The following is a 12,785-nucleotide window of genomic DNA, read 5'->3' on the forward strand; positions in this document are numbered from 1 at the left end:
TAGCTGCGGACAAGACCTTCCTATCCACGCAGCAACCAGTGGCCCTCTGTTACCAGCTCGCCTTCTTCATGCCCGGCATCTTGCCCTCGTTCGCCAGCGAGCGGAGGCAGACCCGGCAGATCTTGAACTTCCGGTACACCGCCCGGCTCCGGCCGCACAACTGGCAGCGCGTGTAGTTCCGGACCTTGAATTTCGGCTTTCGATTGGCTTTTGCGATCCACGCCTTTGTCGCCATGTTCTCGTATCCTGTAACTGTGTGCCTTACTTGCCGGTTCGGAACGGCAGACCCAGCTTCTGGAGCAGCTTGAGCCCGTGCTCGTCGCTGCCCGCGCTGGTCACCATCGTGATGTTCATCCCCTGCTGGAACTGGACCTTGTCCACCGAGATCTCCGGGAACACCGTCTGCTCGCCCAGGCCCATGTTGAAGTTCCCGCGGCCGTCGAAACCCGTCGGATCCAGTCCGCGGAAGTCGCGCACGCGGGGGATCGCCACGCTCACCAGGCGGTCGAGAAACTCGTACATCCGCTGGTGCCGAAGCGTCACCTTCACCCCGATCGGCATGCCCTCGCGAAGCTTGAAGTTCGACACGCTCTTGCGGGCCTTGCAGATGATCGGACGCTGGCCGACGATCATCGCCAGCTCCGCCGCCGCCGTGTCGATCAGCTGCTTGTTCGCCACCGCCTTGCCCATCCCCATCGACACCACGATCTTCTCAAGCCGCGGCACCGCCAGGGGATTGCCGATCCCCAACTCCGCCTGAAGGGCGGGAAGGATCTCGTTCTTGTATCGTTCCTGTAATCTCGCCATCGTTGCGTCTCTTTCCGATTACCTGCCCGACGTGGGCTTCCTGATCTGATGCAACTCCGTCCCGCACGTGCGGCACACCCGGTGCTTCGCCCCGTTCTCGCTCACCCGGTAGCCGACCCGCACCCCGCGGTCGCACTTGGGACAGACCGGCATGACGTTCGAAAGGTTGATGGGCATCTCCCGCTGCACCCGCCCGCCCTGCGGATACCGCTGCGAACGACGCACGTGCTTGTAGTGACGGTTCACGCCCTCGACCACCACCTTGTTCTCGCCCGGCATCACCCGCAGCACCGTCCCGCGGACCTTGCTGGGCCGCTCGGCCGCCGCCTGGTTGCCGACTTTCACTTCCACCGTATCGCCTTTGATGACTCGCATGACTGCAAGCTCCTGTTTCTGGTCCTAAACCACCTCGCCGGCCAGCGAGATGATTTTGCCGAAATTCTTCTCGCGAAGCTCCCGGGCCACCGCGCCGAAAATCCGCGTGCCGCGGGGGTTCCGCTCCGCGTCGATGATCACCGCCGCGTTCGAGTCGAACCGGACGTAGCTGCCGTCCGTCCGACGCGTCGACTGCTTGCACCGGACGACCACCGCCTTGACCACGTCGCCTTCCTTCACGTCGCCCGACGGCAGCGCCTTCTTGACCGCACAGACGATCACGTCGCCCAGGCCCGCCGTCTGCAGGGTGTACTTGCCCGTACGGGCCGTCGAACCCTTGAGCACCCGGATGCACTGGACCTGCTTGGCCCCGGTGTTATCCGCCACGTCCAACATGGTCTGCAACTGGATCATTGATTGCTCTCCGTCGCACCGGCCGTGACGCTCTCCGAGCGCCGCACCACCCGGACCAGACGCCAGGTCTTGGTCTTCGACACCGGCCTGCACTCCATAATCTCAACGCGGTCGCCGGTCTTGGCCTCGTTCCGCTCGTCGTGAACGTGCATCGTCGTCCGACGCCGCAGGTACTTGTTGTACCGCGGGTGCCGCGTGAGCTCCTCGACCATGACCTTGATCGTCTTGTCGCGATTGGCCGCGACCACCACGCCCTCGTAGTTCCGGCGCGGCTTGCGTTCCGTTTGTTTTGTCTGTTCGTCTGCGGTCATCGACCTGTTCCTTTGCCGTCAGTAATCACTTGCCGCCCTTGCCCGCCGTCGAGTGGCTCTTCTCCAGGTGATGCTGGGTCGACTCGACGTCCTTGACCTCGCGCTCGCGAAGCGACGTCATGACGCGGGCGATGTCGCGCTTCGTCTTGGTCAACTGCGTCGGGTCCTCGAGCTTCTCCGTCACCGCCTGGGCCCGAAGGTCGAAAAGACGCCTTCGCAGGTCCTCCAGCAGGTTGTGAAGCTCTTCGGTGCTATGCTCTCGAATTTCCGTTATCTTCACGACTGTGCTCCTGCTCCTACAGCCCGTGATGCCGCCGGACGAACCGTACCTTGATCGGCATCTTGTGCGCCACCCGGGTGAACGCCAGACGGGCCGTCTCCTCGTCCACGCCGCCGATCTCGAAGAGAACGGTGCCCGGCTTGACCACCGCCACCCAGTCCTCGATCTCGCCCTTGCCCTTTCCCATTCGCGTCTCCAGCGGCTTGCCCGTGATCGACTTGTGCGGGAAAATCCGAATGTACACCCGCCCCTCGCGGTGGAGGAAGTGGGTCGCCGCCATACGGCCCGCCTCGATCTGGTGGCTCGTGATCCACGCCGGCTCCAGCGTCTGAAGTCCGAAGTCGCCGAACGCCACCGTATTCCCGCGGGTCGCCTTGCCGTGGATCTTCCCACGCTGGCTCTTGCGGAACTTGACTCGTTTGGGCATCAATCCCATCGATCGTACTCCTCAACCTCTAGCGCTTGCCGCGACGGGTGAACCGACCGGCCTTGGCTTCTTGCTCGACCACTTCCTCGCCGAACATTCCTTTGTAAATCCACACCCGCACCCCGATCACCCCGTACGTCGTCCGGGAGATCGCGTAACCGTAATCCACGTTCGCCTGCAGCGTGTGCAGCGGGATCGATCCGAGAATCTGCGTCTCCGTCCGGGCCATCTCCGAACCGCCCAGGCGGCCCGACACGATCACCTTGATCCCCTTCGCCCCGGCCTGCATCGCCGACTCGCAACGCTGCTTGATCACCCGGCGGAAACTCGCGCGGCGGCGAAGCTGCTCCGCGATCGCCTCGCCCACCAACTGGGCGTCGATGTCCGCGTTGCGGATCTCCACCACTTCCACGTTCACCTTCCGGCCCGTCAGGTCCTCCAGCGCGCCGCGAAGCTTCTCCACCTCCGCCCCGCGCGGCCCGATCACCAGGCCCGGCCGCGCCGTGTGCAGCACCACCTTCACCTCTTCGCGCGTCCGCTCGATCTCGACCCGCGCCACCCCCGCGTACGGAGGCTGACGGTTCAGGTGCTGGTCCACGTGGCTGCGAATCTTCTGGTCCTCGACCAGGCACTCGCCGTACGCCTGCTTGCTCGGGGCGTACCAACGGCTCAGCCAATCCAGGGTCACCCCGGTTCGAAATCCGATTGGAGATACTTTCTGGCCCACGGTATTCCTCGCTAAAAGCTATGCCTGTGCCTGGTCCACTTCAATGTGGATGTGACTGGTCCGCCGCTTGATCACGAACATCCGACCGCGGTCGCCCATCTTCAGACGCTTCAGCGGCGTCCCCTCGTCGATCCGCGCCGCCGAGACGAACAACGCCTCGCGGTCCGCGTCGCCCTGGGACTGGGCGTTGCTCACCGCCGACTGCAAGACCTTGCGGATCATGTAGCTCGCCCGCTTCGGAGTGAACTTCAGCAGGTCCAGCGCCTCCGCGGCGTTCCGCCCCCGGATCATGTCGATCACCAGGCGGGCCTTCCGGGCCGATATCTGTGCTCCTCGATGTGTCGCAGACCAAGGCATATCTGTTTCCTCGTCGCTCGTAATCCGAAGGCGTCCGTTACCGTTTCGTTCCCGCGTGCCCGCGGAACGTCCGGGTCGGCGAGAACTCGCCCAGCTTGTGCCCGACCATGTCCTCGGTCACGAACACCTTGTTGAACGCTTTTCCGTTGTGCACTTCGAACGTAAATCCGATGAACTCCGGCACGATCGTGCTCCGGCGAGACCACGTCCGGATCGGACTGCGATCCCCGGTCTCGCTCATGCGTTCGACCTTCACCAGGAGTTTCTCGGCTACGTAAGGTCCTTTTTTCAACGATCGAGCCATCGTCGCTCTCCACCAATATCCTTACAGGGTCAACTGCCCATAGCGCTTGCTGCGCCGGCGACGCATGATCAGGCTGTTCGACGCCTTCTTGGGCTTGCGCGTCTTCCCGCCCTTGGCCAGCACCCCGGTCGCCGACTGCGGGTGCTTCCCGCTCTTGCTGCGGCCCTCGCCGCCGCCCATCGGGTGGTCCACCGGGTTCTTCGCGATCGCGCGAACCCGCGGCCGACGACCCACGTGGCGATTGCGGCCCGCCTTGCCCAGCGAAATCTTCGCGTGGTCCAGGTTCCCGACCTGACCGATCGTCGCCCGGCAACGCGAGCTGAGCATCCGGATCTCGCCCGAAGGCAACTGGATGTGGGCGGTCGGACCTTCCCGGCCGATCAACCGCGCCACGTTCCCCGCCGAACGCACCATCTTGCCGCCCTGACCCGGGATCACCTCGATGTTGTGAATCTCGTAGCTCACCGGCACCGACGAAAGCGGCATCGCGTTCCCCACCCGCGGCTCGACGCCCTCGCCGCTCTCCAGCACGTCGCCCACCTTCAGACCGATCGGGGCCAAAATGTAACGCTTCTCGCCGTCCGCGTAGTGCAGCAGCGCGATGAAAGCCGTCCGGTTCGGATCGTACTCGATCGACGCCACCTTCGCCGGAACCCCGTCCTTGTCGCGACGGAAGTCGATCCGCCGGTACCGGCGCTTGTTCCCGCCGCCGCGACGCTTCGCCGTCGCCACCCCGTGGTGGTTCCGGCCGCCCGTCTTCTTCAGCGGTTCCAGCAGCGACTTCTCCGGCTCGGTCCGCGTGATCTCGCTGTACGAGTTGACCGAACCGAAGCGCCGTCCCGCGGATGTCGGATTGTAGTTTTTAACTGCCATGTCTCAAAATCCCATTCCCTGATATCCAGCCGATCAGAACAGGTCGATGTGGTAGTCCGGGTGCAACTCGACGTACACCTTTTTCCACCGCGGCGTCTTGCCGAAGGTCAGACGGAACCGACGACGCTTGCCCTCGCGGTTCGCCGTCCGCACCCCGCTGACTTTCACGTTGTAGATCTTCTCGACCGCTTCCTTGACCTGGAACTTCTTGGCGTCCGGGTGCACCTCGAAGCAATACACCCCGCCCCGCCCTTCGAACCGGCGCTCGGCCAGAAAGGTGCCCTTCTCGGTGACCAACGGTCGGATGATAACCTGGTAAATATCCATCGCTTGTGACCCTTACTCGCTAGCTCGCCGGCTGCTCAGCCGCCACGGCCTTCCCGCTGGCCAAATCCTGCAGCTTCTGGAACCCGGCCTTCGTGATGAGCACCTTCCGGTGGCTCAGAATGTCGTACGCGTTGAAGTCCCCCACCGGAAGCACGTCCACCCGCGGCAGATTGCGGACCGACAGGTAAACGTTTTTATCATACCCCTCAATTCCGATAAGGCAAGAGGTCTCGATCTTCAGGGCCTTCAGCAGCGCCGCCGCCTCCTTCGTCTTCGGCTGATCCGCCTGCAGCCCGTCGATCAGCAGCAGCTCCTGGTCCAGCATCTTGGCCAGCAAAGCCGACAACCGCGCCATCCGCTTGGCCTTCTTCGGCATGTCCTGCGAGAAGTCCCGCGGAGTCTTCGCGAACGCCATGCCGCCGCCCCGACGGATCGGCGTCCGAAGCGGACCCATCCGCGCCCGGCCCGTGTGCTTCTGCTTGAAAAGCTTCCGCGTCGAACCCTCAACCATCGCGCGGCTCCGGGTCGCCATGGTCCCCTGCCGCTTATTGGCCTGATACATCACCATGGCCTGCTTGAGCAACCGGCGCCGGACGATCGACCCAAAAAGGGTCTCATCCACCGACACCGTCTCAACCTGCTGCCCTTGGCGGTTGTAAACGGGCACCTCGATCATGGCAACAATTCTCCTATGGTAGAGCTGGTGATGATTCGCCTGTCGGCCCGGTGGCCCAGCGGTTCGAATCGCAGCATCTACTGACTAAAGCAAATATTCTATTGGTTTTACTGAAACCTTAGGACTTCGTCTTGCTCGCACGGATCATCACAAAACCTCCTGTCGGCCCGGGAACCACGCCCCGGATCAGCAGGAGGTTCTTGTCTTTGACGATCCCCACGAGTTCCTGATTGCGAACCGTGCGGCGTGCATTCCCCATGTGGCCCGCCATCCGTTTGCCCTTCTTGATCCCGCCGCTGCGACCGCGTTCGCAGCCGTGCGAGCCGATACTGCCCGACGACCGGTGCTTCCGCTCCGTGCCGTGGCTGTCCGGCTGACCGCCGAACCCGTGCCGCTTCATCACGCCGGCAAACCCGCGGCCCTTGGTCACCCCGACCACGTCCACGTGCTTGACCTGGTTCTGCTCGAACACCTCAACCGTCACCATCTCCCCGACCTGGTGATCGGCCGCCCCGGCCATCCGGAACTCTCGGATAAACGCCTGAGGGGCCACCCCCGCCTTCGCACAGTGACCGATCATCGCCTTGGTCGAACGCGATGGCTTGACGCCCTCGAAACCGAGCTGAACCGCTTCGTAGCCATCAGCATCCGGCCGCCGCACCTCGAGCACCGTACACGGGCCCGCCTCGACGACGGTGGCGCTGACCGCACGACCGTCCTCGGTGTAAATCTGCGTCATCCCGACTTTTTTGCCTAGTATTGCAGCAACCATCTCAGTTCAACTCTTTCCGTAGCAACGGGTTAAGCTTTGATCTTGATGAACACGCCCGCCGGAACCGCCAGACGGTTCAACGCCTCGACCGTCCGAGGGGTCGGCTCCAGGATATCGATCAGACGCTTGTGCGTCCGAATCTCAAACTGCTCGCGAGACTTCTTGTCGATGTGAGGCGACCGCAGAACGGTGTACCGCTCGATCCGCGTGGGAAGCGGAACCGGGCCGCGAACCCGCGCGTTCGTCCTGCGGGCGTGATCGACGATCTCGCGGGCCGAGGAATCCAAGGCCCGGTGGTCATAACTTTCCATGCGTATACGAATACGTTCGCTTTCAACCGCCATAGGGTGCAGCCTCAACCGTTTTCGGAAAACACCACGCACCCGGCCCGAGCTGCCGGCACCAAGGGTGCAGATTCTTTAATCTATCCGTTCTAACGCAGCAGTCAACTAATTTTCTGAAAGAAATTTACAGAATTTTCACCCGCGGCTGATCGCTCCAGGTGAAACCCGTAAACGCAAGATTGTATCCAAACTCTCAGCCGTTGTCACGCAATTTTCCCAAAAGTAAGAATTTCTATCCGCCGACGCCCCCAAAGTCAGCCTCGCTCCCGCTCCCGATCGCCACAAGTGCTTCAATTCGCGCGACTTGCAGCCCATATAGGGCGACGCCCGACCGTGGTGGGCCGGGCGTCGAGTGAGGTCGCGCTGAGGTCGTCAGCGGCTCCGCTGTCAATCCAATGCGTCGGGAGGTCTTCCATCCGCCTAGAACAGGTAACCCGTGGTCGGCAGTTGACCGACCAGCGGGGCCACGTAGTCACGATACGAATCCGCGATGTCGTTGCCATCCACGATGTACTTGGCGTCCAACGACTTGGTCTGCCGCGCCACCGACGTCAACTCCGTGACGAACGTCTCAACCGCGTACTTCGCGCCCTCGCCGGTCCGACGCATCGCCACCGACCCGTCCACGTTCTGCTGCACCGCGCACTTGACCGCCGCACGGCCCACCATCCGGGCCTCCCGGGCGTCCACCTCGCTGTAGAACCCGGGGAACGACCGCTGCAGATACCCGAACGTGTCCGCCCGGACCCGCAGCTTCTGCCCGAGCTTCGCCTTGACCAGGGTGGACAGGTAATCGCCCAACGCCCCCGTTCCCGAAAGCTGCACGTTGCCGTGGCCGTCCACCTCATCGATCTTGGCGATCTTCGTCGTCACCGCCGTCCCGTCCGCAAAATGGATCCCTTCGCTGACCACGACCACGCAGCGGTTGTACTTCTTCATCACCCGGTCCACGTCCGCTGCGAACTTGTCCTCGTCGAAACTGACCTCCGGCACGTAGATCAGGTGCGGACCGGCCCCCTCGCGCGTCCGGGCCAGCACCGACGCCGCCGTCAAAAACCCCGCGTGACGTCCCATAATAACGTCGATCTTAATCCCCGGAAGCGACCGGTTGTCCAGATCGTCGCCCATCACCGCCGACGCCACAAACCTCGCCGCCGACCCGTATCCGGGGCAGTGATCCGTCACCCGCAGATCGTTGTCGATCGTCTTGGGGATGTGGAACACCCGCAGCTCATAACCCGACTGAACGGCAAGCTGATTCGTGATGTTCGCCGTGTCCGCCGAATCGTTGCCGCCGATGTAGAAAAAGTACCGCACGTCGTTCTGCTTGAACACCTCGAACATCTTGCGGCAATACTCTTCATCCGGCTTGTCGCGGGTCGACCCCAAAGCCGACGACGGCGTGACCGCCACGTCCTCCAGCGTCTTTCCGCTCACCTTCGAAAGGTCGATGAAATCGCCCTTGATGATGCCCCGAACCCCGTGCCGAGCCCCCAGCAACCCGGTAATCTGGCTGTGGCCCACCGCCTCCTGGATCACCCCCACCAGCGACTGGTTGATCACCGCCGTCGGCCCGCCCGACTGCCCCACCACCGCCTTGCCTTTCAGAATCTCCGCCATCGGTCAAAACTCCATAGATATGGGTCTAAACTTTGGTTTCCGCAAAACCGCTTTGCAGCATGGCCTTTATAGCCGCCCAATACCCAAATTGCAAACCGGAATGCCCCCGAAAACCACACCCCCCTCACCGGTCACCTACCACGGCGGCAGCCGCACAGAATAACTCTCCGGACACAATCAGGAATTTGGCTCCTGTATTCCCGATCGCAGGCGGAGCCCGCGATCGAAAACGCAACGAACCGCGGCAAGCGGCGCAGAACTCCGACCGAAAGACCGACACCAACCATATCCCTCAGCCGTCAGCCGCCAACCGCCGCCTTCCTCACGCCAATACCTCTGGCTTTTGTACCCCAACCCGGCCATCATCGTGTCCATCAGAAAGGACATCCAATGCCCGCTCTGCCGCCCGCAACGCAAACCGACCGATTCTGGGCCGCCCTCGACCAGCTCACCTCGCAGTCCGCGATCCGCATCGACGGCCCGCGCGGCAGCGCCCATCCGCGATTCCCCGACTTCATCTACCCGCTGGACTACGGCTACCTCGAAGGCGCCCAAGCCGCCGACGGCAACCCGATCGACCTGTGGCGAGGGACTCTCCCAGCCGACCGCGTGACCGCGGTGATCTGCACCGTGGATCTGCTCAAACGGGATACCGAAATCAAACTCCTGATCGGCTGCTCATCCCAGGAGGCCGTCCTGATCGAACGACCCGCCATGCCCTGACGCTCCACCACCGGCCACGCGCTCATCACCGACGCCGCCTGCCGCCGATCGCCAACCCAACAACCGCAAGAATATGCCTTTCTCTCTGCATGTACGACTCAAGACCCGCGGCGCAGTTCCGCAATAGGTCGTAGTACGACCTGTCGTGGTCGCCGTCCGCAATAGCACCGGATGCCGGCAAGCAGCCCCTGCCGCGACACGCAGCGCCGCCGCAGATCGCTTCCACGCTCAGGCGCATGGCCGAGGGCGATTGCCCGAATGTGGGTCCTGCCGCCCTTGGCAGAGTCTCTGCCTCCTTCGACCACCGCGCCGGAGCCAGAACGTTCGGTCTACACTCGTCAACTCAGCCGAGAGTCTGGACGTCCCCCCAACCGCCGCAACGCCCATCACCTCCCCGCCAAAGGGCACAAACCCAAATCAGTCCCCTGGCAGTTGGGGCAACAACCGTTCGCACAGCTCAACACACACGTGAATATAATCTCGCGGGCCGGTCACACCGGGCACCCACCGCAGCCCCTTCACGCACCCCGCAATCCGCCCGAGATGCTGGACGAACTGCGCCCAGACCACCCGCGCCATGAACCGATCGTGAGCGATGGTCCGTCCCGTTCGGGCCGCGTACTCGTCGAGGTAGAATCGCACCAGATCGGCCTTCTCCGCCTCGGCCCCGTCCTTCAGCCGCCACAGCAGGACGTAGATCTCAGCCTCCATCGGAGCCAGACTCGCCGTGCCCCAGTCGAACGTCACCACCTCCTCGACCGTCCCAACCCGCCGCACGCCCACGTTGTCCGGGGCAATGTCCGCCGTCACGCACACGAGTTCCCACTCGTCCACCCATCCGGGCCGGCGTTCGACTGCCTGCAGGCATCGATCGATCACCGCCCGCTCATGGTCGCTGACGCCCAAGCCGGCCAGGAAAGACGCATCCGCCATGGCCTCGGCGACGTCCGCCGCCAGGAACGTCAAGCCGGGCCAGTCGTCCGGGAACAAAGCCGCTAATTCCCCGATCCGCGCACGGCTGTGGGCGTGCACGTCGGCGGCGTGACTCATCAGCGACAGGCCGCGGTCACGCGTAAAACACTTCGAGTCCGCCGACACCGTCTCCGGCCACCCGACTTGCGGAAAGTACTCCTGCAGAATCCAGAACTCACGCGCCGCGACGTCCGCACGCGTCGCATAGACCTTCGGCGCCCATCGGACCTCCTGACGCCCCCACCACTCCGCCCACGCCACCTCCGCCAGACGTCCCGAAAATCGCCTGTCAAGTTTGAACAGGTTCACCGAGTCGGGGCAGAGAATCTTCGCCGCCACGTCCAGGCTGTCCCCGTCTTCAAACTCCACAGCCAGACGCAGGACCGTCGCCCCGGAGTGGCTCACCCCTCCCCACACCAAAGCGCACAGATTCGTGGTCCGGCAACGGCGGATGCCCACCCTTCGCCCAAGCCAAGCCGACAGGACGTCCTCCAGATACGGCCGGTCCAGCCGAGGCGGAACGTACACAAACGCCTGATCCTCCGCGCAGGCGACACGGATCAGATCGTTGCCGACCACTCGGGAGTCTTCACAACGTCCTTTGTTCGCCGCCATCGACCAGGCCCCAATACAACAGGTGCGGCGCAGGGGGATGGCTGACGAGGTCCTTCCCTTTCAACCGACGCCGCCGGTGCCTATACCCCAAGCAGGCAAGACCCCTCCGACGCCGGTGCGATTGATCCAGAGGCGCAGCCGAGGCCTGCAACCCTCTCCCGGCTCAGATAAGCTGTACGCCGCGGACGCAAGCCCAGCACAGAGAAACCGCCGTATTCGTTACCTCACCCGTCAGTCCTTGATCCGCGAACTGACGCTGGCCGGAAGGTTCTTCATCAGGTACTGCAGGAAGTAACGCCGCAGGTGCATCTTCTTGACCACGTATTCCTCAAACTGCTTCCAGGTCACCGTCCCGCCGTTGCGGTCGATGAACTCCTCGATGACCTTCCGCAGCGGAACGCGGCGCTGGGCATGCTCGGCCCGGCAGACGTGCGGGAACCGCGGATACGCCAGTTCCTTGCTGCCCGATTCCTTGAGCCACCCGTAAAGACTCTCCGGCGTGGTCATGCCCACCTTCTCAAGCCGCTGGCGGTAGACCGCAAACGCCCCGTACGCAGCGACGTACTTGACCTCGTCGTTGAGGTGGTCGAAGAACCACTGCTCCACGTCCGTGATCAGCTTGGGCGACGGGGCCATGTGCTTCAGGTGCATGAACTTGCCCCGGCCGACCGGCACCACGTCCTCAGCCAGCCAGATCCGGTTGTACGCGTACCGGTGCGTCACCTTGTGCCCGCGCCGCTTCGACAACTCGTCGGCGATTTCCGTAAAGTGCATCGGACGACCGGCCTCATCCAGAATCGCCGAGACCGCCGACGCGACAAAACCGCGCTCCAGATCCCACTGGCTGGCCGTAAACACCGTCCCGTTCTCGTAGACCACCTGCTCGGCCACCGCCTCGTCGGTGTCGATCAGGTACCGAACCAGAGCCTCCGAAAAACCGCGGACCTTCTTGGCCTTGGCCCGGCACGCCCCCTTGCTCCGGTCCCACAACGCCGAAGCCGCCTTCGCCACCGGCATCGACGCGGTCTCCTCGATCAGCTTGATCAGGTCCTCGCGGACCTTCTTGGCCTCTAGGCACGGGTGCTCTGCGAGGCAGACGTCCTGCTCGCCGAAGCCCTCGAACCCGAAGTGCAGCAGAAACGTCCGCAAAATCCGAGGCTCGGGCTTCTGTTTCCATTTGAACTCCGCCGCGACCTTCTCGCTCAACTCCTCAGCCGACATCACCCCGCCCCACGCGAACAGGGTCTGCTCGCAGGCGTTCCAGAAGGGGGCCAGTTTCGCGAAATGATCCTCTTCCTCCAGTTGTTCAACGCACATGTTGACGATCTGGCGGACCCGCTCGCGGCTCATGCCCATCTTCAAGCCGCACTCGTTGAGGGTGGGCTGCTCCTTCTTCCACAGCCCAAGCCGCATGGTGAAGACCTTGCGGTCCCGCTCGTTGGCCACGCCTTCGGCGAGCCAACTCTCAACCATGCTCTTGAATGAACCAAAATCCACTCCCGCGACAGGCTTGCCTTGCCGGGGACCGACGCGACGCGACCGTTTCACAGCGCTCATGCTCTCATCCAGCCTCGTATATGGAACTCATTGGACAGATTACTTTATACGAAAAACTTCCTGTCGTCAAGCGGTAGGTTCAGCGTTGAAAGTGTCATCTTTTCCTTCTGCACTCGGTGAGATGCTCCGGGCGGCTACCGGCTCGGGAGGCCGATATTAATAGTCATTCCGCGACAAGGCAAGGGAAATCTACCCCCAAACCGCTAAACACCACCAAAAATCGCTCCGAAAACAACCCGCAAACCCGCCACCGCGACTCCCGGTGGTCCCCGCCCCAGTGCTATGGTATGATTGCTTCGACGCA

Annotated in this window: 19 protein-coding genes; 1 reads left to right on the forward strand and 18 read right to left on the reverse strand. The window is 63.1% G+C overall.

Annotation, left to right across the window (positions count from 1 at the left end; translation table 11 throughout):
- Positions 1–49 precede the first annotated feature (49 nt).
- The 16 genes from GXY33_01165 to GXY33_01240 all read right to left on the reverse strand — a co-directional run bounded on the left by GXY33_01165 (position 50) and on the right by GXY33_01240 (position 8,614).
- Positions 50–235, reverse strand: coding sequence for a type Z 30S ribosomal protein S14 (locus tag GXY33_01165; GenBank protein ID NLX03731.1), 186 nt, complete (start codon positions 233–235; stop codon positions 50–52).
- A 26-nt stretch (positions 236–261) separates the two neighbouring features.
- Entirely contained in the window at positions 262–807 is a 546-nt protein-coding gene (gene rplE, locus GXY33_01170) for a 50S ribosomal protein L5 (GenBank protein ID NLX03732.1), read from the reverse strand.
- Between the two features lie 18 nt (positions 808–825).
- Positions 826–1,182 (reverse strand): 50S ribosomal protein L24, encoded by a 357-nt coding sequence (gene rplX, locus GXY33_01175; protein NLX03733.1) that lies wholly within the window; start codon positions 1,180–1,182, stop codon positions 826–828.
- Between the two features lie 24 nt (positions 1,183–1,206).
- A complete protein-coding gene (gene rplN, locus GXY33_01180; protein ID NLX03734.1) occupies positions 1,207–1,596 on the reverse strand; it encodes a 50S ribosomal protein L14 in 390 nt (129 codons plus the stop codon).
- Entirely contained in the window at positions 1,593–1,907 is a 315-nt protein-coding gene (gene rpsQ / locus GXY33_01185; GenBank protein NLX03735.1) for a 30S ribosomal protein S17, read from the reverse strand. The genes rplN and rpsQ overlap by 4 nt, the downstream gene beginning before the upstream one ends.
- Before the next feature lie 25 nt (positions 1,908–1,932).
- Positions 1,933–2,187, reverse strand: coding sequence for a 50S ribosomal protein L29 (rpmC, locus tag GXY33_01190; protein ID NLX03736.1), 255 nt, complete (start codon positions 2,185–2,187; stop codon positions 1,933–1,935).
- A gap of 16 nt (positions 2,188–2,203) precedes the next feature.
- Positions 2,204–2,623, reverse strand: a complete 420-nt coding sequence (rplP, locus tag GXY33_01195; GenBank protein ID NLX03737.1) for a 50S ribosomal protein L16 — start codon at positions 2,621–2,623, stop codon at positions 2,204–2,206.
- Positions 2,624–2,642: 19 nt separating this feature from the next.
- Entirely contained in the window at positions 2,643–3,341 is a 699-nt protein-coding gene (gene rpsC, locus GXY33_01200; GenBank protein NLX03738.1) for a 30S ribosomal protein S3, read from the reverse strand.
- 18 nt (positions 3,342–3,359) lie between these two features.
- Positions 3,360–3,698 carry a 50S ribosomal protein L22 gene (gene rplV, locus GXY33_01205; protein ID NLX03739.1) on the reverse strand — a complete coding sequence of 113 codons (339 nt, stop codon included), beginning with the start codon at positions 3,696–3,698 and terminating at the stop codon, positions 3,360–3,362.
- A 37-nt stretch (positions 3,699–3,735) separates the two neighbouring features.
- Positions 3,736–4,002, reverse strand: coding sequence for a 30S ribosomal protein S19 (gene rpsS, locus GXY33_01210; GenBank protein ID NLX03740.1), 267 nt, complete (start codon positions 4,000–4,002; stop codon positions 3,736–3,738).
- A 21-nt stretch (positions 4,003–4,023) separates the two neighbouring features.
- Positions 4,024–4,875, reverse strand: a complete 852-nt coding sequence (gene rplB, locus GXY33_01215; protein NLX03741.1) for a 50S ribosomal protein L2 — start codon at positions 4,873–4,875, stop codon at positions 4,024–4,026.
- 33 nt (positions 4,876–4,908) lie between these two features.
- Entirely contained in the window at positions 4,909–5,202 is a 294-nt protein-coding gene (gene rplW, locus GXY33_01220) for a 50S ribosomal protein L23 (protein ID NLX03742.1), read from the reverse strand.
- A gap of 19 nt (positions 5,203–5,221) precedes the next feature.
- A complete protein-coding gene (rplD, locus tag GXY33_01225) occupies positions 5,222–5,878 on the reverse strand; it encodes a 50S ribosomal protein L4 (protein NLX03743.1) in 657 nt (218 codons plus the stop codon).
- A 118-nt stretch (positions 5,879–5,996) separates the two neighbouring features.
- On the reverse strand, positions 5,997–6,650 hold the full coding sequence (gene rplC / locus GXY33_01230) for a 50S ribosomal protein L3 (protein NLX03744.1): 654 nt from the start codon (positions 6,648–6,650) through the stop codon (positions 5,997–5,999).
- A 29-nt stretch (positions 6,651–6,679) separates the two neighbouring features.
- Positions 6,680–6,994 carry a 30S ribosomal protein S10 gene (rpsJ, locus tag GXY33_01235; protein NLX03745.1) on the reverse strand — a complete coding sequence of 105 codons (315 nt, stop codon included), beginning with the start codon at positions 6,992–6,994 and terminating at the stop codon, positions 6,680–6,682.
- 420 nt (positions 6,995–7,414) lie between these two features.
- Positions 7,415–8,614, reverse strand: a complete 1,200-nt coding sequence (locus GXY33_01240) for a 6-phosphofructokinase (protein ID NLX03746.1) — start codon at positions 8,612–8,614, stop codon at positions 7,415–7,417.
- Between the two features lie 390 nt (positions 8,615–9,004).
- Here GXY33_01240 and GXY33_01245 point away from each other — a divergent pair, with 390 nt between their 5' ends.
- Positions 9,005–9,337 (forward strand): inorganic pyrophosphatase, encoded by a 333-nt coding sequence (locus GXY33_01245; GenBank protein ID NLX03747.1) that lies wholly within the window; start codon positions 9,005–9,007, stop codon positions 9,335–9,337.
- 417 nt (positions 9,338–9,754) lie between these two features.
- On the opposite strand, the gene GXY33_01250 is transcribed toward GXY33_01245, so the two are convergent.
- On the reverse strand, positions 9,755–10,924 hold the full coding sequence (locus GXY33_01250) for a phosphotransferase (GenBank protein NLX03748.1): 1,170 nt from the start codon (positions 10,922–10,924) through the stop codon (positions 9,755–9,757).
- 231 nt (positions 10,925–11,155) lie between these two features.
- Positions 11,156–12,481 (reverse strand): hypothetical protein, encoded by a 1,326-nt coding sequence (locus GXY33_01255; protein NLX03749.1) that lies wholly within the window; start codon positions 12,479–12,481, stop codon positions 11,156–11,158.
- Positions 12,482–12,785: the final 304 nt, after the last annotated feature.

Source organism: Phycisphaerae bacterium, from assembly GCA_012729815.1.
Lineage (GTDB): Bacteria > Planctomycetota > Phycisphaerae > JAAYCJ01 > JAAYCJ01 > JAAYCJ01.

Bases quoted from the DNA above. Each gene is read 5' to 3' on its own strand.
- rpsS (NLX03740.1), bottom strand. From the start codon at position 4,002: ATGGCTCGATCGTTGAAAAAAGGACCTTACGTAGCCGAGAAACTCCTG.
- rplE (NLX03732.1), bottom strand. From the start codon at position 807: ATGGCGAGATTACAGGAACGATACAAGAACGAGATCCTTCCCGCCCTT.
- rplD (NLX03743.1), bottom strand. From the start codon at position 5,878: ATGATCGAGGTGCCCGTTTACAACCGCCAAGGGCAGCAGGTTGAGACG.
- GXY33_01255 (NLX03749.1), bottom strand. From the start codon at position 12,481: ATGAGCGCTGTGAAACGGTCGCGTCGCGTCGGTCCCCGGCAAGGCAAG.
- rpsJ (NLX03745.1), bottom strand. From the start codon at position 6,994: ATGGCGGTTGAAAGCGAACGTATTCGTATACGCATGGAAAGTTATGAC.
- rplV (NLX03739.1), bottom strand. From the start codon at position 3,698: ATGCCTTGGTCTGCGACACATCGAGGAGCACAGATATCGGCCCGGAAG.
- rplB (NLX03741.1), bottom strand. From the start codon at position 4,875: ATGGCAGTTAAAAACTACAATCCGACATCCGCGGGACGGCGCTTCGGT.
- rpsQ (NLX03735.1), bottom strand. From the start codon at position 1,907: ATGACCGCAGACGAACAGACAAAACAAACGGAACGCAAGCCGCGCCGG.
- rplP (NLX03737.1), bottom strand. From the start codon at position 2,623: ATGGGATTGATGCCCAAACGAGTCAAGTTCCGCAAGAGCCAGCGTGGG.
- GXY33_01165 (NLX03731.1), bottom strand. From the start codon at position 235: ATGGCGACAAAGGCGTGGATCGCAAAAGCCAATCGAAAGCCGAAATTC.
- rplC (NLX03744.1), bottom strand. From the start codon at position 6,650: ATGGTTGCTGCAATACTAGGCAAAAAAGTCGGGATGACGCAGATTTAC.
- rplN (NLX03734.1), bottom strand. From the start codon at position 1,596: ATGATCCAGTTGCAGACCATGTTGGACGTGGCGGATAACACCGGGGCC.
- rplW (NLX03742.1), bottom strand. From the start codon at position 5,202: ATGGATATTTACCAGGTTATCATCCGACCGTTGGTCACCGAGAAGGGC.
- GXY33_01250 (NLX03748.1), bottom strand. From the start codon at position 10,924: ATGGCGGCGAACAAAGGACGTTGTGAAGACTCCCGAGTGGTCGGCAAC.
- GXY33_01240 (NLX03746.1), bottom strand. From the start codon at position 8,614: ATGGCGGAGATTCTGAAAGGCAAGGCGGTGGTGGGGCAGTCGGGCGGG.
- rplX (NLX03733.1), bottom strand. From the start codon at position 1,182: ATGCGAGTCATCAAAGGCGATACGGTGGAAGTGAAAGTCGGCAACCAG.
- GXY33_01245 (NLX03747.1), top strand. From the start codon at position 9,005: ATGCCCGCTCTGCCGCCCGCAACGCAAACCGACCGATTCTGGGCCGCC.